The organism is Streptomyces sp. iso_384, from assembly GCF_056172905.1.
This window is the reverse complement of sequence record NZ_JBWBTT010000001.1, coordinates 7,254,314-7,275,508: the sequence shown is the minus strand read 5'-3', so window position 1 is coordinate 7,275,508 and position 21,195 is coordinate 7,254,314. Positions and strand designations below refer to the sequence as shown.

Here is a 21,195-nt window from a genome sequence, read left to right as displayed (position 1 = left end):
GCCGGACGGGCCCGGGAGGGGCCCGTCCGGCGCACGGCTGCTACTGCTGCTCGATGCTGGTGATGGAGCAGGTCCAGGTACACGTCCGGGTGCAGCCGGCCAGCGCGACGGACTCCTCGCCCTCCAGGGTCTGCAGCTCGTCGACGTCGACGGTCATGGTGTTGTCGATCATGGTGGTGTCCTTTCGTCGTGAGTGATGTGCCCGAACACCGCCGAGGACCGGCGGTGTCGCACGGCCGCGTCGGCGACCGTGAGTTCAGGGGGAGCGAGGGCGAGGCGGCGGTCCGGGGCCCGGGCCGTCAGGAAACTCACCAGCCGGTCGGTGAGTTCGGCGCCGCCCCGCTCCTGGAGCGGGTGGTGGCCCGCTCCCGCGATGTCGAGGCAGTCGTGGGGTGCGTGCTGCGGGCCGCCCGCCCGCGCCAGGGCCTGGCGCAGCCGACGCGTCTCGTCCACCGGCACGACGGGGTCGTCACAGCCGTGCAGGGCGAGCAGCGGTACGCGGATGCGGTGGGCGAGGCGTTCGACGTCCCGGGGGCCGAGGTCGTCGTCCGGCGGCTCGCCCAGGCCGTGCCGGTCGATCAGGGCGCGCACGGCGGGCGACGACCGCTCGCGCAGTCCCCGCGCGGACAGGAACGGGGCGATCACCGCGCAGCGTGCCCAGGCGTACGGGTCGGCGCACACAGCCAGCAGGGCGAGGAAGCCCCCGTAACTGATGCCGAGGAGAACGGGCGGTTCGGCGTCCGGCGGGCGCTGCTCCGTGAGCGTACGGACCAGGGAGCGGATGTCCGCGAGGTCGGGCACGCCCCATGCGCCGTGGATCGCCTCCGCGTGGGCCCGGCCGTAGCCGGTGCTGCCACGCTGGTTGGGGGCCACCACCGCCGCCCCGGCTTCCGACAGGCGCGCGAGCACCGGGTCGTGGCCGAGCGTCCAGTGGTCCTCCGGGCCGCCGTGCAGCGCGACGACGACGGTGGGCGCGGTGCGCCGGTCGCCCAGGACGACGGCCTCGAACCGCCCGGACGGGGTGGCGAACCACTCGGTCGCGGCGTGCGGAGCCCTGGGGGCGTCAGGTGTGCGGGCCGGGGCCTCGCGGGTGTCGGACGGGGCGTCGTACGAGGCGGTGTCCGGGACGGTGACCAGGTCGGCGGGACGGTCCGGGGTCGCGTACACGACGCGCAGCCCGCTCGTGCTCCAGCCGGCGACGGGGTGGAACGCGCCCGGCGGCAGCGCGGCGGGCCGGGACCGGTCCGCCCCCACGTCGTACAGGAAGAGACGGGCCTGCGCGCCCCGGGAGACCCGCAGCGCCACCCGCTCACCCGCCGGGTCGGCGGCCAGCGGAAGGACCGCGCCGTCCAGGGAGTTGAGCCGGTCCGGGAAGCTGAGCCGGGCCCGGTCACCGAGGGCGGCGTGGGCGATTCGCAGCCGTCCGTCGCCGGGATCGCTCGCCGTCAGCAGCAGCCCCGAGGCAGGTGCAGAGAGCAGCAGCCGGTGGATGCGGCCGTTCGCCGGCGACGGGAGAGCGTGCCACTTCCCGTCGCGCAGGTCGAGAGAGACGGGGCGGTATCCGTCGGGCCCTTCGAGGTCCGTGGCGTAGCGGCAGCCCGTCCCGTCCAGCGGCAGGAGGGCGGTGACCCGGCCCGGCAGGATCACGGGATCGCTCAGCCGCAGTGGCGTGGAACGGACCCGCCGGACGCGGGTACGGCCGTCGTGGGCGGTCTCCACCGCCAGCGCGAGCGTGCCGGGCGGCCCGCCGGGCACCAGGCGCAGGCCCCGCGCCTCGACGACCAGGTCCTCGGCAGGGGACGGGTCCTTGAGCTCGGGCCCGGCCTGGTACGGCACCTGGGGCTCGGCGAGCGAAGTCCCGGCGGCCGTGGCCGAGGCGGGCGCGGGGCGGGACAGCAGGAGCAGGTGGCGGCCGGAGCCCGCCGTGCCGCGCAGCCGCAGCAGCCCGCCGTCCTCGGTCGGCAGCACCTGGGTTGCGGTGGTCTCCGCCGGGGCGCCCTCCCGGTAGCGGGGCGTGTCACCGGGGTACGGAGGGTGCGTGCCGTCGAGGTCCCACCACCCCGGGGCCAGCGCGCCGTCGGCCGTGGCCACCAGACAGGCGGCGAACCGGGACCGCGCCGAGAAGCGGAAGCTGATGCGCTCCGGCCGCCGGTTCATCGCACCCCCACCGCGGTACGCGGGTGCCGGCCGGCGGGCGCGGAGAGTTCCGGGGTGTCCGGCATCCAGAGCCGCGGGCCCCCGTCCCGCAGGCGCAGCAGCATGCCGACCGTTCCGGCGACACCGGTCTGGTAGCCGCCCGTGACCGCTTCCAGCGACTCGTCGGGCACCACCAGCAGGCCGTCGCGTCGTACGGCACGGGTGTGGATGCAGGTGGCCAGCTCCCCTGCCTGGTCGCGGTACCGGGGGTCGCCGAGCGCGGCGGACATGTCGAGCAGGAACTCCGCGTTCCCGGCGAGCCCGTGGCAGGCGGCGGGGGAGGAGAGCCACATGGTCTCCCGTACTCCGGCCGCCGCGCGTACGGCTGCCTCCCGGTGGCGTTCGTCGCCGGTCCGGGCCCAGAGCCGGACCAGGAACGTGCCGATGCCCGAGGAGCCGCTGCACCAGTGCGTCTGCCCCACCGGCCCGTCGGCGTCCCGGTCCCCGGCCGGCCAGACCGCCCGGCCGGCCTCGAACCGGGCCAGCTTCACCAGGGTGTCGCCCGCCCTGCCGGCCGCCCAGAGGAGGCCCTCGTGTTCCGCCGCCACCCCGGCGGCCAGCAGGAACGCGCCGATCCCCGCGATGCCGTGGGCGAACCCGTAGTGGCGGGCTCCGGCGAGGTTCGAGTCGAAGGCGGCCGGGACGGGCCAGATCACCCCGGCGGGGTGATCCTCGGCCGCCGAGATGATCGCCTGGGCGCAGGCGACCGCCCGGTCGCGGAAGACCGGATCACCCGTCGTCCGCCAGAAGTGCAGTTGGGTCATGCCGGCCCCCGCCGCCCCGTGGCAGATGTCCCGGTTGGGCCAGTCGAGGGGGACCGCGCGCGCGAGTGCGGACGCCTCGGCGGCGACGTCCTCGTCGCCCAGCAGCAGGGCCGCGTCGAGCAGTGCCCAGGCCGTGCCGGAGCGGCCGAAGTGCAGCCCGGGCAGGAGCGTTCCGTCGGGTGTCCGGCCGGTGGGAAGATCGGCGAGACGCCGCCGTGTCCACTCCGTCAGCTCCGCCACCCCGTGCCGTACGTCGGGCCCCGCGCCCGCCGCCGCGGCCCGGGTGAGCACGGCGAGGACGCCGGCCGAGCCGTACTGGACGTTCAGCGGGTCGGTGGTCGCGCCGAATGCGCTGACGTCCCAGAGGTGTCCGCCGCTGCCGGGCCCGGTGCGGAGCAGGTACGCGATGCCACCGGCGATCAGCCGCTCGCGCTCCTCGCCGGACAGGGCCAAAACGCCGCTCCCACCGGTGGCGCCCGTGCCCGTCCCCCGGGTTCCGCCGGTCTCTCCGCCGGTGGACCGGTGGCCGGTTCCGGGCAGCTCCGCGAGAGCCTTCCGTATGCGGGGCAGCTCCCAGCGTTCCTCGGGGAGCGGGGCGCAGAGGGCGAGAAGCAGGGGCAGAAGCGCTGCGGCCCAGGGGTGATCGGCGATCGCCTGCGTGATCAGAGCCTGTGTACGGTCGCCCATCGGGCGGTCGTCGGGGACCAGGAGCATGTCGACACCCGTCGCCAGGTGGAGCAGCACCGCGCCGAGGCCGTAGAGATCGCCCGCGTACGTGGGAGCCGTGAAGTCGTAGTCCCGCAGCGAGGACACCTCGGGGCCGACATAGCCGGGGGTGTACCCGCGGCGGACCGGGACGCCCTCGGGGGCCAGGTACTCGACGTCGATGAGCCGGACCCGGCCTTCCGGCGTGACCATGAGGTTGTTCGGCGAGAGGTCGCGCAGCACCCGCCCGGTGCCGTGGACGGCCGCCACGATGTCCACGATCTGCCGGCCCAGGGCCAGGAACTCCGCGAGGTCCCGCACCGGGCGTTCCACCAGCCGGTCGCGCAGCGTTTGCCCCGGCACGAACTCCTGGGCCAGGAAAAGGTTGCCGCCCTGGGCGAACAACTCGATCGCGGCCGGGGTGAAGCCCAGCGGGTCCAGCGCCTCCAGCATCTCGGCCTCGTGGCGCAGGGTGTCCTGGAGGTCGGTGCCGTCCATGCGGACGCCCACGTGCGCCCGCGCCTCCTTCACCACGACCTGCCGGCCGGTGGTCTCGTCGGTCGCGAGGTACACCCCGCCCTTGAAGGCGTGCCGGATCGCCTTGGCGACCACGTAACGGCCGTTGAGGCGGACAGACTTCCTCCCCGGTGTCCGCGTCGGCTTCTGCGGTCCGGCCGGCTCCCGCGACGGGCTCGGCGCGGCCTCGGGGGAAGGCGCGGTCTCCGGGGAAGCCGACGGCTCCGGGAACGGCGGCGGTGCCCACGCGGGGGTGGTGACCCAGGCCTGACGCCGGTCCTTCTCCAGCCCGCCGCCGGGGTTGCGCAGCCGTACGTCCGTGTCCCCGTCGTTCGTCGTCGTCCGCACCCCGCCGAACACCCCGTAGCGGTAGTGGACGAGGCTGCCCGGGGCGTACGGCCGGTCCGAGAGGATGCGTGGTCCGCGCAGTCCCAGCGTCGCCGCATGCAGCCGCCGGGCCAGCCGGCGGAACAGCTCCGGGTCGTCGGGGTAGACCGTGATGAACTTGCCGCCGCCGCCGCGGTCGGCGCGCCCTCCCGTCAGCAGGGCGACCCGGTCCAGGGCCCCCGCGAACTTGAACGAGGCCCGTTCCTCGACCAGGACATCGGCCGCCACCGCCAGGACCAGGGCCGCGGACAGCGGTGTGGCCGACAGGTGCAGCTTCCAGCCCTGCTCGCCGCTCCGGTGGCCGCGCGGCCGGGCCGAGCACCAGAACTCCCCCTGCTCGACCGCCCACTGCGTCGCACCGCGCCGGTGCAGCACCCCTTCGACGATGCCGGGCAGCAGGCCGGTGTCCAGCGCGAAGAAGCTGCCGCCGTCGTGTTCGTCGCGGTCGTTGCTCACAGGCGATCCTTCCTTGCCGGTGCGGTGTGGTGGCGGGACCCTGACGGTCCGGGCGGAGCCGGTGCGCGGTGCGGGAGTGGTGTTGACCGCACATGACGAATCGTCATATGCGTTTCGGCCAGGGCGCATCGAAAGATCTGCCGAGTTGTCCGGGAATCGCGGACCGTCCTCGGCCACCTCTGCCTATCGTGGCGGCGAGCGATCCCCCGATCGCCACGGGTGACGTTAGCGGTGTGCCGAGGGGCCGGTGCACCACCCGTTCTGGGGGGTTGCGATCAAGGGGGGCCGTCGGATCGACAGAACCGAAACCGGGCTGCACCGGGCCCGGAAGACCATGGTCATCGCCACCGCGCTGTATCGCGGCAGCCACCTGGTCGCGGGGGGTGTCGTGGTCGCGCAGCACCAGCGCGACCGCCTGTTCCCGTGGCTGGCCCTGAGTGCCGCGATCGCGTCCACCGCGCTCATCTGGTTCATGGCAGCCCGGCACCGGCGGCTCGTTCCCTGGGTCGTGGGACTCGACGTTCTGGTGATCGGCTGCCTGCTGCCCTTCGGCGCGTACGCCTGGGGCGGGGCCCGCACCCAGGAGTCGGTCGCCTGGGTCATGCTCCTGGGCGGATCGGCTTCGGCCATGGCCGCCGTCGCCTTCGGAGCGCGCCTCCTCGCCGTCGCCGTGGCCCTCCTGGTGGCCACCCATCTCGCCGGGTACCTCATGGTGGAGGCGGACGCCGCCGTGACCGGCGCCCATCTGAACGCCCTGGTCTTCTCCGCCGTCGTGTCCTGGGTGCTCACCTGGTACCTCTGCCGACAGGGCGAGCAGGTCGATTCGGCCAACCGGCGGGCGCTTGCCGCTGAGGCACAGCGGGCCAGGTTCGCGGAGCGCGTCGCCCATCACAACGCGCTGCACGACACCGTCCTCGCCACGCTGACGGCCATCGCCCGCGGTGGCGTCGACGCCAACACCTCGATGATGCGCGAGCGTTGCGCGCGGGAGGCCGCCTACCTCAGGAGGCTGGTCGAGCAGGCGGACGACCGTGAGCCGGCCTCCGAGGTGCGGGCGGCACTTGAAGAGTCCGTACGCGCCGCCGAAGCGCTGGGGCTGCGGGTGACCGCCCGCTACCACGAGCCGCCCGCCGTGCCCGGCGAGATAGCGCTGGCCATGGCACGGGCCACGACCGAAGCCCTCAACAACGTGCGGTGCCACGCCGGTACGGGGCACGCCTTCCTGACCGCCGTCGGCGACTCGGGCCGGCTGGTCGTCACCGTGGTCGACCGAGGCCGGGGTTTCGCTACCGGATCAGCCAGACCGGACGATGCGGGCGGAGTCGCCGGACCGAGGGCATCGGGCGGATCGGAGGGGCCGGCCGGTCCCGCCGGGCAGGCCGCCGGCGGAATCGGGCTCGACCGTTCCGTGCACGCCCGGATGCGCGGCGTGGGCGGCCGGGCCTTCGTGGACAGCGCCCCCGGCGAGGGCGTCCGCGTGGAGCTGAGATGGCCGGGGTGATCACCGTCGCCGTGGTGGACGACGACCGGATGCTGCGCGACGGCATCCGTTCGTGGTTCGCGGGAGTCGAGGAGCTGGACCTCGTCGCGTGCGCGGCCACCGTCGACGAGTTGCTCGCGGGCTCCTGGGAGCCGCCGGACGTCGTCCTGCTGGACCTCATGCTCCGGGACGACCGGCCGCCCGCCGACAACATCCGCCGCCTTCGGGCGGCCGGCAGCAGAGTGCTGATGATCAGCGTGGTGGCGGACCGCGACCGGATCGTCGCGGCCATCACCGACGGCGCCGACGGCTTCCTCACGAAGGACCACGAGCTGTCCGTCCTCGTCGAAGCCGTCGGCGAGATCGCGGCCGGGCGCACCCCCCACTCCCCGGAGCTGGCTTTCGCCCTGGCCTACGACCGGGGCTCGACCCGCCCCCGGCTCTCTCCCCAGGAACGCGAGGTGCTGGTGGGGTACGCCTCCGGGCTCACGTTGAAGGCGACCGCCCGCCGTGCCGGGATCACGGTGAACACGGCGAAGTACTACCTGGACCGCGTGAAGGCCAAGTACCAGGAGACGGGGCGGCCCACCTACACCAAGATCGACCTGGCGACCCGGGTCCGCGAGGACGGCTGGCGTTGACCCGCACGCGGGCGGCATCCGAAGATCGCTGGTGTGAGCAACCCTTCTGACCCGCCTCCGCCCTCGCCCGCGCCCTCACCCTCGGGCGAAGCGCCCCGTACGGACGGGCCCCCCTCCCCCTGGGCCCAGCCGCCGCACCCGCCCGCACCGGCCTGGCCGGGCGGGCCGGCGGGGCAGGCGTGGCAGGGCGGGCAGGGCTGGGACAGGCCCCCGGAGTGGAGCCGCCCGCCTTCCGGGCCCGTGCGCGCGCCCGCCGGCTCCCGCTACGACGAGCAGGGGCGCAACGGGCAGGGCGGACGGTTCGGCTGGCTCGGTGAGCTGGCGGTCGTCGTGGCGCTGGTCGTGGTGGGCGTCCTGGTCGTCAGCATCGCCGGGTTCGTCGTCGCGGAGCTGCTGGACGCGGGGCCCGACTCGGCGGACAGCGAACTCTTCTTCGAGGACCCGGTCGCCGATCTCGTCGTCCAGCTCCTCGGCCTCGCGATCGGCATCCCCATCGTCCTGCTGGCCGTCCGGCTGCTGGGTCGCCGCCCCGCCGGAACCGTCTCCTCCGTCGTCGGGCGGATCCGCTGGGGCTGGCTCCTGCGGTGCGCCGCCGTGGCGTTTCCGCTGATGATCGTGCAGATCGGCCTGCTGATCGCGTGGACCTGGAACGACGAGCCGCTCGGGGAGACGGGGACCGGCTTCCCCGGGTGGCCCGTCTTTCTGCTGAGCCTGGCCGTGGTGCTGGCGCTCGTCCCGTTCCAGGCCGCCGCCGAGGAATACGTCTTCCGGGGCTGGCTGGTCCAGGTGATCGGCCGCGCCGTGCGGACGCCGTGGCCCGCGATCGTGATCGCCTCCCTGCTGTTCGCCCTGGCCCACGGGTTCGGCGAACTCTCCGGCTTCCTGCTGCTGTTGTACTCGGCGCTGTGGTGGGGCTGGCTGGTGATCCGTACCGGCGGTCTCGAAGCCGTGATCGTCATGCACGTCGCGAACAACCTGCTGGCCTTCGGCCTGGCGGCCGGTTTCGGTGAGCTGGCCAGTACGGAGACCGCGGCCGACGCGCCCTGGCAGGCCATGGTGATCGAGCTGGTCTTCGCCCCGCTGTACTGCCTGACCATGGCCCGGATCGCGGACCGCCGCGGGGTCGAGCGGGTGAGCCCCTGAGGGGCCGGAGCCGGGGCCGTTGCGCTGCGCGGAGTTCCTCGACCGCTGAGGGGGTGCGGCGGGGCGCGCGCCGGGTCCGTGGAAAGCTACCGCGAAGGGGCGGCCGCGGGGCCGGCCGGGACGGGGGGACCTGTGGAGCGTACGAGGCTGTGGAAGTCCTTCGTCCCGGTGGTGGTGAACCTGATGCTCGGGGTTCCGGCCGTGGTGCCGGTCTTCCTGATCTGGTACGTCCTGTCCAACGGGCCCCTGGCGGAGCTGGGGTGGACCCAGCGGGAACCGACCGAGAACGACGGGATGCTGCCGTGGCTGATCCTCGTCGTGCCGGTGGTGGCCGGCTTCGGAGGTCTCTGGACCCTGATCAACCTGTGGATGCGGCGCCGTCTGATCGCTGCGGCGTCCCCGTACCCGTACTGGTCGGTGTCCGTGACGCTGACTGTCGCCCCGTTCCTCCTGGGCGTGGCCTTCGGCTGAGGAACGCGGCGGTGCAGGCCAGGGCGACGGCGAGACCGGCCGACGTACGCAGGAGCACGGTGACCGACGGGGGCAGGTGTTCCACCGCCGAGCCGTCGGCGTAGACGCAGGCGTTGCGCAGGGGCCAGAACTCCTGCTCCAGGCTCACCAGCGCGGCACCGGACATGTTCATGTCCTCGCACAGTGCCGGGAACGGCCCTCCGAGGGTGACGGAGAACCAGCCGGCGCAGTACACGGCCGTGGCCGCGAAGCCGCAGAGCAGGGCGGCGACCCCGCAGATCCTGGCCGGCGAACGGGGCGGGTTCTTCAGCAGGAGAGCGAGCACCAGGGCGCAGGCGGCCGCGGCCGCCGCGCTGAGCAGCAGAAACAGGCCCGTCAACGGTGTCGGCACGGCCACGTCCTCTCTCGGCCGGGTCAGAAGGGCACGGTCAGTTGCGCCCGGACGTGCGCCCGCAGTACGCCCGCCATGTCCGTCGCGCAGTCGCTGATCAGCCACTGGATCTGGAGGCCGTCCATCAGCGCGATGAGCTGCTGCGCGGCCGCCGACGGATCGACGTCGTCACGGAGTTCGCCCGCCTGCCGGGCCTGGAGGTAGGCGCGTTCGGTGTTGGCGACCGACGTACGGTAGCGGGCCTCGAAGTACGCGTGTGCCGGGTGGTCGGGGGCGGTGGCCTCCGCCGCGACCACCGAGAACAGCTCGACGATCCCGCGCCGCTTGGCGTTCAGCTCCGCGAGGTCGGTCAGCCGGCGCAGATGGTCGATGCCCCGCGTCACGCCCAGGGACAGCCACTCGTCGTCCACGTCGTCACGGCGCTGGAGCACGGCGAGGAGCAGGGCCTCCTTCGTCGGGAAGTGGTGCAGGAGGCCCGGGTGGGAGATGCCGCAGCGGGTGGCGATGACGCGCAGCGAAGCGCCCCGGTAGCCGGCCTCGCCGAACAGGGCCATCGCCTGGTCGAGGATCTCGGTCCGCTTGGCCCGGCCCTTGGCGTAGCCGCGCCGGGTTTCCGGGGTCACGCGTATTCACCCGTTGTCATCGGACGCCTTTCTCGTTCCGCCCCAGATTCTCACAGGGGCGAATACTTACCAAGCGGTCGGGATTGAGCGTACGGTACTGCGGAGTGCCGTCGTGGCCGTCGTGAAAGGAAGTCCTGTGGGTCTCAAGCCGCCGTATCTCGACCCCGAGCTGCCCGTCGGGGAACGGGTCGCCGACCTCCTGGGGCGCATGACGCTGCCCGAGAAGGTCGGCCAGATGCTCCAGCTCAACGCGAAGGAGGGGGTGCGGCACCTCGTCGAGGACCTGCACGCCGGCTCGATCCTGCACGCCTCGCCGGACCGGGTGCGCGAGGCCGCCGCGCTCACCGCGAAGACCCGGCTGCGCATCCCGCTGCTCGTCGCCGAGGACTGCATCCACGGGCACTCCTTCTGGGTGGGCGCCACGATCTACCCGACGCAGCTCGGGATGGCCGCCACCTGGGACCCGGAGCTGGTGGAGCGGATCGCGCGGGCGACGGCGGTCGAGGTCGCGGCGACCGGGGTGCACTGGACGTTCTCGCCGGTGCTCTGCATCACCCGGGACCTGCGGTGGGGCCGGGTGAGCGAGACCTTCGGCGAGGACCCGCTCCTGATCGGTGAGCTGGCCTCCGCGATGGTGCGCGGCTACCAGGGCGACGGCCTCGACGACCCGACCGCGATCCTGGCCTGCGCCAAGCACTTCGCCGGGTACTCCGAGACCCAGGGCGGCCGGGACGCCAGCGAGGCGGACATCTCACGGCGCAAACTGCGCTCCTGGTTCCTGCCGCCGTTCGAGCGGGTCGCCAAGGAGGGCTGCCGTACGTTCATGCTCGGCTACCAGTCGATGGACGGCGTGCCGATCACCGTGAACAACTGGCTGCTCAACGAGGTGCTGCGCGGCGAGTGGGGCTACACCGGGACGCTGGTCACCGACTGGGACAACGTCGGCCGCATGGTGTGGGAGCAGAAGGTCTACGCCGACTACGCGCAGGCCTCGGCGGCGGCGGTCCGCGCGGGCAACGACATGGTGATGACCACGTCGAACTTCTTCGAGGGGGCCCAGGAGGCGGTCGCCCAGGGCGAGTTGTCGGAGACGGAGATCGACGCCGCCGTACGCCGCATCCTGACGCTCAAGTTCGAGCTGGGCCTCTTCGAGAACCCCCGCCACCCCGATGCCGGCCGCCAGGCCGAGTTCATCGGCAGCGCCGCGCACGCCGAGCTGAACCTGGAGGCGGCCCGCCGCTCGCTGGTCCTGCTGACGAACGACGGCACGCTGCCGTTCGCTGGCGGCCTGGAGGCCGGAGAGGAGGGGCGGGCCACGGGTCCCGGTCCCCGTACGGTGGCGGTCATCGGCCCCAACGCGGATGACGCACAGACCCAGTTGGGCGACTGGGCGGGCTCCTCCGGGCAGGCCGACTGGCTGCCGGACGGCCAGCCACGCGCCATGATCCGTACGGTCCTCGACGGCTTCCGCGACCGGGCGCCCGCCGACTGGACCGTCTCGTACGCGCCCGGCGCCCGGATCCTGGATGTCGGGCCCGATCCGGAGGGGGAGTTCTTCCCGGACGGCCAGCCCCGCCCGGAGGTCGTCCACCCGGCCGCCCCCGACGCGGAGTTGATCGCCGAGGCCGTGGCCGCCGCCGAGGCCGCCGACCATGTGGTGGCCGTAGTCGGCGACCGGATCGAGCTGATCGGCGAGGGCAAGTCGACGGCCACCCTCGAACTCGTGGGCGACCAGGTCGCGTTGCTGGACGCGCTGGCCGCGACGGGCAAGCCGCTCGTCGTGGTGGTCATCAGCTCCAAGCCGCTGGTGCTGCCGCCGTCCGCGCTCGGTGCGGCGGCGATCGTGTACGCGGCCAACCCGGGCATGCTCGGCGGTCGGGCCGTCGCCGAACTGCTCCTCGGGCTGGTCGAGCCGACCGGCCGGCTGCCGCTGTCCTTCGCCCGGCACGCGGGCCAGCAGCCGACGTACTACAACCAGGTGCGCGGCCAGCACGGCACGCGCTACGCGGACCTCACCCAGCGCCCGGCGTTCGCGTTCGGTGAGGGGCTGAGCTACTCGACCGTCGCCTACACGGACCTGGAGGTGCTGACGGCGGTGGTCGACGAGTCGGAGTCCGTACGGGCCCGGGTCACGGTGACCAACACCGGTGCGCGGCCCGCGCTGGAGACGGTGCAGGTGTACGTGAGCGACACGGTGACCTCGGTGACCTGGGCGGAGAAGGAGCTGAAGGCCTACCGCCACGTGGAGCTGGCCCCCGGGCAGTCGCGCGAGGTCCTCTTCGAGCTCCCGGCCGCCGACTGCACGCTCGTGGACGCGGCGGGCCGCCGCATCGTGGAGCCGGGCCGCTTCGAGCTGCTGGTGGGCCCGTCGTCCCGCGACGAGGCGCTGCTGCGGGGGGAGTTCACGGTCAAGGGCTGAGCCCCGGACCGTGGCGGCCGAGCCGTCGATGGGACCGTTCCGCGCCAGACCGCGGGAGCGGTCCCATCGGTGATGTCCCCGTAGCCGTCGGACGTCAGCGGACCTCGAAGAAGTCCACGTTGTGCCGGTTGACCTTGATGCCGAGCTTCACGAAGCCGCCCTTGCCGTCCTCGCCCGCGTACTTGCCCCAGTACTGGCAGTGGAAGCCGGTCTCGGTCTCCTCGTCCACGGCCTTGGCCGCGGGCAGCTCCTGGCAGGAGAGCTTGCTGATGTCGGAACGGTTCTTGTTGGCGGCCCAGAGCCGGTCGTAGGCGTTCTCGGCGACCAGGAGCCCCTTCTTCGGGGTGCTGTTGTAGAAGGTCAGGAAGCTGCCCGGCTTGTACTTCTCGCTGATCTCGATCTCGTACGGGACGGTCGCGCCCTCGTAGGTCACGTTGCAGACGCTGACGGCGCCGGCCTTCTGGGTCACCCCGTCCGGGCAGTTCGCGCTGGTCTTCCCCGGCACCTTGAGGCGGCCGAGCAGGTCTTCCTGGAGCTTGTGCTCGACCTTCTCGGTGAACGACGCGCCGTTGGCGGGCTTCGGGGTGACCTTGAGCTTGGGGTCGGAGCTGGACGCGAGGACGTCCGGCTGCGGCCCGGTCACCGGGACCGCGAGGTCCGCGCCCGGCTCGGGAGCCTTGGCGTCCTTGCTGGGGGCCTGGCGGGCGGAGCCGGTCGATCCGGAGGAGCCGGCGGAGTCGTCGCTCGACGAGGAGCCGCAACCGGCCGCCAGAATGCCGACGGCGGCCAGCCCGATGAGGTTCTTGGAGATACGCATAAAGGGAGCCTAAGTTGCGCCTGTGACAACCCTGTGTGGTCGATGGGGCCGCTGGGAGCCCTGAGTGGGTCGGCCAAAAGGTATGTGAAGCACGAGAACGGGGCGTTCCGGTTTGCGAACCGTACGTTCTGTGACCTTGATGGTGGCTCAGTCGAGAAGGACCCGTGGCTCGACTGTGACGGTCGGCTCGGTGACCGGGGCCGGGGTCGGCTCCGGGACGGGCCGACGTTCCCGCCGGCCCGGGGCCGTGCGGCCGGGCGATGGACGGCTCCTCGATCCGGCCCTGGCAGGGCCGGGGTTTCGATGGCTGGGGTGCGGTGACGCTCACCCCTGCCCCGTACGTCAGGGTCGAACCGAAGGGCCGCTGCCGGAGCTCCCGGTGGACCTCGTCAGCTTGTACAGGTCCCAGGAGTCCGGGTCGCCGATGTACTGGTAGAGGGTGGGCCGGCTCTCCGTGCCGCCGATGTTCCATGTGTCGTACGAGCATGCGTCGAAGCTCACGTCGACCCCCTGCGACCAGCGGTTCACGCCGGGCTCGAAGGCCCAGGTGCCCTGCCCCGTACAGCTGTTGTGGGAGTCCGCCGGATCCTCCGCGTCTTCGTCGTCGGGCATGTCCCAGACGTCGAGCGCGTCTTCGTCGACGTCGACGGCGGTGACCCGGCCGTCCGCGGTGAAGGCGAGCGTCCCGCCCCTTCCGTCGGACCAGGTGCCGACGATGTCCGCCGATGTGACCGCCGGTGGGCGGTACTCCCGGAGCAGCCCCGTCGCCAGGCCGACGCCGCCGAGGACGGCGGTGAGAACCACGGCGACCACGCCCCACAGCAGCACGGGCCCGAAGATCCGCTCCCGCCGCGACCGCCAGAGCAGGGCCGGAACGGTGAGCGCGGCCGTGGTCAGGCACCAGCCCAGAACGACGGCGACGGGCCCCGCACCGCCACCGGACAGGACGACGACCACGCCGACCGTCAGGAGCGAGACGGCCGCCGCCACCACCGGAACCCACCACCACACCTCGCGCCCGCCGAACCGGCGTCCCAGCACATCGCTCAACCAGGCGGTCGGGAGGACGAGGGCCAGGGACAGGACGGCTGCGGCACTGGTCGTGAACACGGCGAGCACGGGCAGCAGCAGGACGAACATCGCCGAACCGCCGACGCCGGTGTTCGGCGACTCCTGCGTGACGCCGTACACGATGCTCACGACGAGCGCGATCGCCGCTTCCAGGTGCAGGACCAGGATCGAGAGCAGCAGTGACAGGCCGAACAATCGCTTGTTCTGCACCGTTAAGTCCCCCTTGCGCACGGTGATGTACGCGGCACGCCCGGCCGGGGCGGCAGCTGTGACCATCGTGGCAGAGCTGTTTGAACGTGTTCAACGCGGGGTTCGCCGTGCGATGCGGCGCATGTGAGGGCCGAGCGCTGGGGCGCATCCGGGGCGCGCAAAGAAGAAGCGTTTCCGCGTGCGGGTATTCCCCCGTACGGGTGTGGCGCGGCCGTCCGGACGGCGGTGGGGCGAGCACAATGGGGCGGCGGTTCGTGCAGAGGCGCGCAGGCCCCTCTCCCGCACCTTGCGCTCAAGGAGGACCGGTGGCGGAGAGCTGGACGGTTCAGCGGACCGGGCCCGGGGATGTCGCGCGCGCCCAGGCGCGGGAACAACTTCTGGAAGCAGCCAGGGAGTTGTACGGCGTCAACGGATACCGGGAGACCGCCGAGCACGATGTGTGCGAGGCGGCCGGCGTGCCGGTCGAGGTGCTGCGTCAGGAGTACGGCTCCCGGGAGGGGCTCCTCATCGCCCTCCACAACCGGGTCACGACGACCGGGCTGCGGGCGGCGGAGAGCGCCCTGCTGACCGAGGGCATCGAGGAGTGCTCGATCGCGGAGCGGGTCCGACGGCTCTTCGACGCCTATGTGGAGGCCGTCACCAGCGACCCGCGCGAGGCCCGCGTGACGTTCGTCGAAGTGCTGGGCGTGAGCGCCGTGGTGGACGAGCACTGCAAGCTCTGGCGGGCGCTGTGGACGGAGTTCCTGACCGGCGAGGCCGAGCGTGCGGTGGAGCGCGGCGAGGCGGAGGACCGGGACCACCGGGTCGACGTGATGGTGATGGTCGGCACGGTCCACGAACTGATGGCCCACCACGCCCGCCGCTGCCGCCGGGCCCGCCCCGGCGAGGTCTCGGGCGAACTGACCCAGCTGGCCCTGTCGATGCTGGGGTCGCAGCGCTCGGAGGAGTGAGGGCGCGGACGGGTCAGCCCGACGCCGCCGCCACACCGACCGGTCCGCCCACCGGAACCCGCTGCCCGGCATACGGCCCGCCCAGCCCCCACGCCTGGTGCATCGCGTCGGCGAAGGTGGCGGCGAGCTTGTGTTCGCCCGTCGGGCCCGGGTGGGTGCCGTCGTACGTGTCCGTGTGGATGTCGTAGCCCGGCGGACGTGACGCAAGCAGGAGCGGGGACGACGGTGTGTCGAGGTCGGCCACCACCTTGGCCAGCAGTTCGTTGAAGTGGGCGCAGGAGGCGGCGAAGGGGGCGTCCGTCTCGGCCCGGACGTTCGGTATCACCGGGAGCAGCACCATGCGGATGCGCGGGTTCGCCGTGCGCGCCGCCGTGATGAACGCGCGGGCGTTGGCCGCCGTCTGCCCGGCGTCCGTGTAGAACCCGAGGTCTATCAGGCCGAGCGAGACCAGCAGGACGTCCGCCTCCGTCTCGCGGACCGCGTCCGCGATCACCGGGGCCATGTGCAGCCAGCCCTCGCCCCAGCCGGACAGATGGCGGCGCGCGGCGGGCGGGAAGGACGGGTCGGCGTACGCGTGGGAGAGCGGGGCGCCCGCCCCGGCGTCGTACAGCGTCGAGCGCGGGCCGACGATCTCGTACGGGAGGCCGGCGGATGCCTCCAGGTGCTGCCACATCCGGTAGCGCCAGGTGACGTCGCCGGCGCTCCCGATGGTCATGGAATCGCCGACGAAGAGGAAACGCATGGCGTCATCATGGCCGATCACGGCTCCGGCCTGCGACGTGACGATGGACACTTGGGCCATGCGTTCGTATCCGACCGGCCCGACGGGCACCCGTGCCGCAGCCCTCGCCGCCGCCCTTCTGCTGTTCGCCGGGGCCGGTCCGGCCGTGGCCGACGACGGGCGGCCCGACCGTGACTTCACGATCGAGGACCCCCGCATCACCGAGTCCAGCGGCCTCGCCGCCAGCCGCGCGCACCCCGGCGTCTACTGGACGCACAACGACAGCGACGACGGCCCCTACGTCTTCGCGGTCGACTCCCGCACCGGGAAGACCCTCGCCACCATCACCATGCGCGGCGTGGGCGAGCCGAGGGACGTCGAGGGCATCTCCATCGGTCCGGACGGCGACATCTACGTCGGTGACATCGGCGACAACCTGGACGGCAGCTGGGACCACGTCTGGATCTACCGGTTCCCCGAGCCGAAGCAGTTGCGCGACGCGACCGTCACGGCCGTCCAGTACGACGTGAAGTACGCCGACGGGGCCCGCAACGCCGAGGCGCTGATGGTCCACCCCAAGACCGGCCGGGTCTACATCGCCTCCAAGAACGAGGACGGCGGCGGCCTCTACGAAGGACCCGCGAAGCTGACCGCCGGTTCCACGAACGTGTTCCGGCGGGTGGGCGAGGTGCCGTGGGTGACGGACGGGGCCTTCTCGCCCGACGGCACCCGGCTGGCGCTGCGCTCGTACTTCAGCGCCCGCGAGTACGCCTTCGAGAACGGCCGCCTCGGCGCGGACCGGCCGGTCGCCGCACCGTTCCAGCGGCAGGCGGAGTCGGTGACGTACACGGCGGACGGCTCGGCCCTGATGTTCGGCTCGGAGGGCGCGCGCAGCGGTGTCGTCCGGGTGGAGGTGGAGGGTGGGCCGGGGAACGGTTCGGATTCCGGCTCCGGCTCCGGGGCTCCCTCGAAGGGCGGCGAGCGGGATGGCGCCGACAAGGCAGGTGACGGGGACGGTGGCGGCAGTGCGGCGCTCGGGGCCGCCGTCCTCGTCGGGGTGGCGGCTCTCTGGCTCGCGCTGAAGCGGCGGCGCGGTCAGGGATGAGGCGGCTGTTGCCTCAGGTGTCGTCCGTCACCGGCCACACCTCGTAGTGCAGCGTCCGGTCCCGCTTCAGCCGGTGCGCGAGCGGGACCAGCACGCCCTGCACGATCGGGTATTTGCGCGACATCATCCGTGCCGCGTGCGTGTTCTCCTTCGTGCCCGGTCGCAGCAGCCGCGCGTGCGCCCTGATCTGCGGTCCGGTGGGTCTGCCCCGGACCGTGCAGGGGGCGAGCTCCACCTGCGGGTGGTTGCGCATCCGCTCGACCTTCCAGGCGGAGGAGAACGTGCGGATGAACGCGTGATCGCCCTCGACGACGATGTTGACCGGTGTGCCGACGGGGGTCCCGTCCTGCCGGTGGGTGCTCAGCAGGACGGCGTACTGCTTGACGAAGGGAGCGAGCTCCCGGCTGGCGTCCATATATCCATTGGGGCACGGGCCGGGAGCATTGTCATGTCCGGGCTGCTGTTCAGCCCGAGGTCCCCGCCGTCTCCGACGTATTCTCCGATGCCCGCTCCGTCGTCCGCTCCGCGACCAGGGCCTCGAATCCGGCGATCAGCCGTTGCAGCCCGAACTCGAAGTGGTCGAACTCGGGGCTGAAGGTGTCCTCCGACATGCCCGCCATCATCGGGTACGCGCCGCTGAGCATGGCCCGTTCCAGGTAAGGGCGCTGGTTGTCCCAGAACTCCTCGTCGCTCAGCCCGGTCTGCGCCACCGCCTCCGCCTCGTCGGCCCGGGTGCGGGCGAGGCCTTCCACGAAGCTGTTCACCGTGATGATCACGCTGATCAGCTCGGGGTCGCGCAGCCCCATGGACCGCAGCGAGGTCAGCGAGAGCTCCAGCCCGCGCAGGGCGCTGGGGCCGAGCACCGTACGGGCCTGGTTGATCTTCAGCAGCCAGGGGTGGCGGCGCAGGTTGTCCAGGTAGGTGCGGGCCATGGTGTCGATCGCCGCCCGCCAGTCGGCCGGGGCGTCGGCCGGTTCGGCGGGTGCCCCGGGCGTATCGGCGGGGTCCGTGCCCGTGTCCGAGGGGAGGGGCTCGCCCAGTACCCGGTCGAGCATCAGGTCCAGCAGTTCGGCCTTGCCGGGGACGTACCGGTAGAGCGACATCGTGCCCGTGCCGAGCTCGGTGGAGAGCCGGCGCATGGAGACGGCGGCCAGCCCTTCCGCGTCCGCGACGGCGACCGCGGCCGTGACGATCCGGTCGAGCGTGAGGCCCGGTTTGGGGCCGCGGCTGGGGCGTTCCCCGGTGCCCCACAGGAGTTCCAGGCTGCGCGCGATGTCGCCGCTCCCGGTGGCCGTGCCGTCCGTCGCCGCTGTCGATCCGTCTTTCGCCATGGGGTCAGCGTAATGCGCCGGAACGGATGTGGGTACGCCGTACTCGAATCGAGGTACGCCGTACTCAGTTTGGGGTACGGTGTACTCAATTGGCTTCCGCTCGGTCGGAGAAACAGGGGGTAGCGCCATGCCTGTGCCCACATCCATGTCCACATCCATGTCGTCCACGTCCATGTCCATGACGGAAACCGCGTCCGGGTACGCGGTGCTCGCCGAGGGCGTGGTGAAGCGGTACCGGGGGAAGGGCGGGACGGAGAAGCGGGCGCTCGACGGATTCGACCTCGCCGTCCGCCCCGGCACCGTCCACGGACTGCTCGGCCCGAACGGGGCCGGCAAGACCACCGCCGTGCGGGTCCTCGCCACGCTCCTGCGGTACGACGCGGGCCGGGCCGAGGTCGCCGGGCTCGACGTGGCCCGCGAACCCCGCCGCGTACGGAGCCGGATCGGGCTCACCGGCCAGTACGCGGCCGTCGACGAGGGCCTCACCGGGCGGCAGAACCTGGAGATGTTCGGGCGGCTCTTCCACCTCGGCAACCGCCGGGCCCGGCAGCGCGCCGGGGAGTTGCTGGAACGGTTCGACCTGGTCGAGGCGGCCGACAGGAGCGCCGGCGAGTACAGCGGCGGCATGCGGCGACGGCTCGACCTGGCCTCCTCGATGATCCTCTCGCCCGACGTTCTCTTCCTCGACGAGCCGACGACCGGGCTCGACCCGCGCGGCCGGGGCGAGGTCTGGGACGCGGTCCGGGCCCTGGTGGCGGGCGGTACGACGGTGCTGCTGACCACGCAGTACCTGGACGAGGCGGACCGCCTGGCCTCGCACATCACCGTCATCGCCCGGGGGCGGGCCATCGCCGACGACACCCCGGACGCGCTGAAGGACCGGGTCGGCGGCGACCGGATCGAGGTCGTGGCCGCCGACGCGGACGGGTCGGCGTAGGGTCGAGGGCCGTGCCGACCACCACCGGGCCCCTGCCCTTCACCACACCTCGCCTCGACGCGCTGCCCCTCGATCCGGCGTACGCCGAGGAGATGGCGGCGGTCCTCGCGGATCCCGCGCTGTACGTGTTCACCGGGGGCGGCCCGCCGGACCCGGCCGCACTGCGGTCCCGGTACGAGCGGCAGTGCGCCGGTTCGCCGGACCCCGGCGAGCTGTGGTGGAACTGGGTGCTCCGGGTCCGTGCGGACGGGCGCCTCGCCGGATACGTCCAGGCGACCGTACGGGGTCCGCGTGCGGAGATCGCCTGGGTGGTCGGGACGCCGTGGCAGGGCCGGGGCTATGCGAGCGAGGCGGCGAAGGGCCTTGCGGCACACCTGACTTCGGCCGGGGGAGTCCGGACGCTCGTCGCCCATGTCCACCCCGACCACGCCGCGTCGGAGGCGGTGGCGTCGGCGGCGGGGCTCGCGCCGACGGGGGAGTGGGAGGACGGCGAGCGACGCTGGACGGGCAACCCGCCCGTGCCGGGGTCCCGTTAGGGCCTACCAGGCCGGATGACCTCGTGCGGGTCTCGTAGCCATACGTGCTGGCTTCGGTCGGTGACGGTCAGCCCGAACTGTTCGGCGTCGGGCCGACCTTCCGTCTCGTACTCCCACCAGGTCTGTTCGATCTCTTCCCAGAGGAACCCGGGCCCGTACTGCCACACCTCTGCTCCGGTGGCGGCTGTCGCGGCGGCTCCGTTCTCGCGGGTCGCCCAGACCTGGACGCCGTTGTCGGTGTTCTGGTGGATGAGGCGTACGCCGGGGAGCCGGGCTCCGGCGTAGAGGGCGAATCCGAGGTCGAGGAGGAGAGCGGGGTCCAGGCCTGCGGCACGCGCCCGCCCTTTCCCGTGTACGTCGTGGAGGTCGGGCACGCGATGCGCTCTCATCGGCATGTACGTGGCTCCGCCGCGGAACGGGCCGGTCGCGGTGCCGTCGTCCTGGACGTGGAGCTGGACCAGCGCGCCCGACCAGAACTCCCGGCCGAGCGGGGCGACGACGATCCCGCCGGGGCGGACTTGTCGGAGCAGTGCGTAGGGGATGTAGCGCAGGGCGCAGGTGGCGATGAGCCGGTCGACCGGGCCCAGGCCGGGCCAGGGCTGTTCACCGTCGCCGACCCGCAGATGCGGCCGGTACCCGGCCTGCGCCAAGGCCTCGGCCGCCTGTCGTGCCACGCCCGGGTCCAGCTCGACACTATGGACCAGGTCGTCACCGAGCCGCTCGCAGAGCAACGCGGCGACGTACCCGGTGCCGGTGCCGATCTCCACCACCCGCTGACCGTCCTCGATGTCGAGCAGGCCGAGCATCCGGGCGACCATCGAGGGCATCGAGTTCGACGACGTCGCGATGCCGGGTCCGTCCTCGTCCCCGTCGTCGAGCTGTGTGACGACCGGCTCGTCACTGTTCACCAACGCCAGCCACGCGTCCGTGCCCACGACCGGCTCGCACCGGTCCGGGAGTTGCCGCCACACATCGGCCGGGACGAACCGGCTGCGCGGCACAGCATCGAACACCTGCCGCCAGCGGGCAGTGAGCAGCCGACGATCGGCCAACTCCTGTACCAGCGCCGTGTACGTAGGGACCTGGTGTGCGGTGCTCATGGCTGCTGCACGAACTGGGGCCGGCTGCCGTCCGGTGACGGCTTCGGCTCCTGGGGCGGAGTCCACGGCTTGTCCGCCGGCGGCCCGCCATGCTTGCCGGCCTCGACGGGTACGGGGGTGCTGGTCATCGTCCATCTCCTCTGATCGGTGCAGCTGACTGGTTGAGAGGGTGGTGCAGTCGGTAGATCCCGTACGGCGGAAAGAGGTCGACCCGACGCGGACAGC

19 protein-coding genes and 1 pseudogene are annotated in these 21,195 nt (G+C 72.6%); 9 read left to right on the top strand and 11 right to left on the bottom strand.

The window, feature by feature from the left end:
- Positions 1 to 40: 40 nt before the first annotated feature.
- Genes AC0VY3_RS32660 through lanL form a run of 3 tightly spaced genes read right to left on the bottom strand, consistent with a single transcriptional unit; the run spans position 41 to position 5,024 of the window.
- Positions 41 to 172, bottom strand: coding sequence for an ALQxL family class IV lanthipeptide (locus tag AC0VY3_RS32660; RefSeq protein WP_189460106.1), 132 nt, complete (start codon positions 170 to 172; stop codon positions 41 to 43).
- Positions 169 to 2,157, bottom strand: a complete 1,989-nt coding sequence (locus AC0VY3_RS32655; RefSeq protein ID WP_475551251.1) for an alpha/beta hydrolase family protein — start codon at positions 2,155 to 2,157, stop codon at positions 169 to 171. The genes AC0VY3_RS32660 and AC0VY3_RS32655 overlap by 4 nt, the downstream gene beginning before the upstream one ends.
- Positions 2,154 to 5,024, bottom strand: a complete 2,871-nt coding sequence (gene lanL / locus AC0VY3_RS32650; RefSeq protein ID WP_475551250.1) for a class IV lanthionine synthetase LanL — start codon at positions 5,022 to 5,024, stop codon at positions 2,154 to 2,156. Before lanL ends, AC0VY3_RS32655 begins: the two co-directional genes overlap by 4 nt.
- Positions 5,025 to 5,358: 334 nt before the next feature.
- Here lanL and AC0VY3_RS32645 point away from each other — a divergent pair, with 334 nt between their 5' ends.
- The 4 genes from AC0VY3_RS32645 (at position 5,359) to AC0VY3_RS32630 (ending at position 8,759) form a co-directional block, all read left to right on the top strand.
- Positions 5,359 to 6,525 (top strand): sensor histidine kinase, encoded by a 1,167-nt coding sequence (locus tag AC0VY3_RS32645; RefSeq protein ID WP_475551249.1) that lies wholly within the window; start codon positions 5,359 to 5,361, stop codon positions 6,523 to 6,525.
- Positions 6,513 to 7,145: a response regulator gene (locus AC0VY3_RS32640; protein ID WP_475551248.1), complete on the top strand. Its 633-nt coding sequence runs from the start codon at positions 6,513 to 6,515 to the stop codon at positions 7,143 to 7,145. Before AC0VY3_RS32645 ends, AC0VY3_RS32640 begins: the two co-directional genes overlap by 13 nt.
- A gap of 240 nt (positions 7,146 to 7,385) precedes the next feature.
- Complete coding sequence (locus AC0VY3_RS32635; protein ID WP_475551772.1) at positions 7,386 to 8,288, top strand: lysostaphin resistance A-like protein; 903 nt, start codon at positions 7,386 to 7,388, stop codon at positions 8,286 to 8,288.
- Positions 8,289 to 8,420: 132 nt separating this feature from the next.
- The gene (locus AC0VY3_RS32630; RefSeq protein WP_103512053.1) at positions 8,421 to 8,759 is read left to right on the top strand and encodes a hypothetical protein; all 339 of its coding nucleotides are present in this window, start codon (positions 8,421 to 8,423) and stop codon (positions 8,757 to 8,759) included.
- A gap of 414 nt (positions 8,760 to 9,173) precedes the next feature.
- On the opposite strand, the gene AC0VY3_RS32625 is transcribed toward AC0VY3_RS32630, so the two are convergent.
- On the bottom strand, positions 9,174 to 9,773 hold the full coding sequence (locus AC0VY3_RS32625; RefSeq protein WP_103512052.1) for a TetR/AcrR family transcriptional regulator: 600 nt from the start codon (positions 9,771 to 9,773) through the stop codon (positions 9,174 to 9,176).
- Positions 9,774 to 9,909: 136 nt separating this feature from the next.
- Between AC0VY3_RS32625 and AC0VY3_RS32620 the strand changes: the two genes are divergently transcribed.
- Positions 9,910 to 12,192, top strand: coding sequence for an exo-beta-d-1,3/1,6-glucosidase (locus AC0VY3_RS32620; protein WP_475551247.1), 2,283 nt, complete (start codon positions 9,910 to 9,912; stop codon positions 12,190 to 12,192).
- Between the two features lie 94 nt (positions 12,193 to 12,286).
- Here the strand turns inward: AC0VY3_RS32620 and AC0VY3_RS32615 are convergent, their stop codons facing one another.
- Both AC0VY3_RS32615 and AC0VY3_RS32610 read right to left on the bottom strand, forming a co-directional pair.
- Positions 12,287 to 13,009 (bottom strand): hypothetical protein, encoded by a 723-nt coding sequence (locus AC0VY3_RS32615; protein ID WP_475551246.1) that lies wholly within the window; start codon positions 13,007 to 13,009, stop codon positions 12,287 to 12,289.
- A 342-nt stretch (positions 13,010 to 13,351) separates the two neighbouring features.
- Complete coding sequence (locus tag AC0VY3_RS32610) at positions 13,352 to 14,356, bottom strand: hypothetical protein (RefSeq protein ID WP_475551245.1); 1,005 nt, start codon at positions 14,354 to 14,356, stop codon at positions 13,352 to 13,354.
- Between the two features lie 239 nt (positions 14,357 to 14,595).
- Here AC0VY3_RS32610 and AC0VY3_RS32605 point away from each other — a divergent pair, with 239 nt between their 5' ends.
- On the top strand, positions 14,596 to 15,240 hold the full coding sequence (locus AC0VY3_RS32605; protein WP_242736698.1) for a TetR/AcrR family transcriptional regulator: 645 nt from the start codon (positions 14,596 to 14,598) through the stop codon (positions 15,238 to 15,240).
- A gap of 13 nt (positions 15,241 to 15,253) precedes the next feature.
- Here the strand turns inward: AC0VY3_RS32605 and AC0VY3_RS32600 are convergent, their stop codons facing one another.
- The gene (locus AC0VY3_RS32600; RefSeq protein WP_475551244.1) at positions 15,254 to 16,042 is read right to left on the bottom strand and encodes a GDSL-type esterase/lipase family protein; all 789 of its coding nucleotides are present in this window, start codon (positions 16,040 to 16,042) and stop codon (positions 15,254 to 15,256) included.
- On the opposite strand from AC0VY3_RS32600, the gene AC0VY3_RS32595 reads away from it, so the two are divergent.
- Positions 16,041 to 17,066, top strand: coding sequence for an SdiA-regulated/phytase-like domain-containing protein (locus AC0VY3_RS32595; RefSeq protein ID WP_475551243.1), 1,026 nt, complete (start codon positions 16,041 to 16,043; stop codon positions 17,064 to 17,066). The genes AC0VY3_RS32600 and AC0VY3_RS32595 overlap by 2 nt on opposite strands.
- A 13-nt stretch (positions 17,067 to 17,079) precedes the next feature.
- Here the strand turns inward: AC0VY3_RS32595 and AC0VY3_RS32590 are convergent, their stop codons facing one another.
- Together AC0VY3_RS32590 and AC0VY3_RS32585 are read right to left on the bottom strand one after the other, a co-directional pair.
- Entirely contained in the window at positions 17,080 to 17,481 is a 402-nt protein-coding gene (locus tag AC0VY3_RS32590) for a PPOX class F420-dependent oxidoreductase (protein ID WP_103512046.1), read from the bottom strand.
- Between the two features lie 49 nt (positions 17,482 to 17,530).
- Complete coding sequence (locus AC0VY3_RS32585) at positions 17,531 to 18,397, bottom strand: TetR/AcrR family transcriptional regulator (RefSeq protein WP_475551242.1); 867 nt, start codon at positions 18,395 to 18,397, stop codon at positions 17,531 to 17,533.
- Positions 18,398 to 18,569: 172 nt separating this feature from the next.
- Between AC0VY3_RS32585 and AC0VY3_RS32580 the strand changes: the two are divergent.
- Both AC0VY3_RS32580 and AC0VY3_RS32575 read left to right on the top strand, forming a co-directional pair.
- Positions 18,570 to 19,319, top strand: a pseudogene (locus AC0VY3_RS32580) (ATP-binding cassette domain-containing protein); the annotation flags it as partial.
- A gap of 26 nt (positions 19,320 to 19,345) precedes the next feature.
- Positions 19,346 to 19,870 (top strand): GNAT family N-acetyltransferase, encoded by a 525-nt coding sequence (locus AC0VY3_RS32575; protein WP_103512043.1) that lies wholly within the window; start codon positions 19,346 to 19,348, stop codon positions 19,868 to 19,870.
- Here AC0VY3_RS32575 and AC0VY3_RS32570 read toward each other — a convergent pair.
- Positions 19,867 to 20,970: a methyltransferase domain-containing protein gene (locus tag AC0VY3_RS32570; RefSeq protein WP_475551241.1), complete on the bottom strand. Its 1,104-nt coding sequence runs from the start codon at positions 20,968 to 20,970 to the stop codon at positions 19,867 to 19,869. The genes AC0VY3_RS32575 and AC0VY3_RS32570 overlap by 4 nt on opposite strands.
- The gene (locus AC0VY3_RS32565; RefSeq protein ID WP_475551240.1) at positions 20,967 to 21,098 is read right to left on the bottom strand and encodes a hypothetical protein; all 132 of its coding nucleotides are present in this window, start codon (positions 21,096 to 21,098) and stop codon (positions 20,967 to 20,969) included. The genes AC0VY3_RS32570 and AC0VY3_RS32565 overlap by 4 nt, the downstream gene beginning before the upstream one ends.
- Positions 21,099 to 21,195 lie beyond the last annotated feature (97 nt).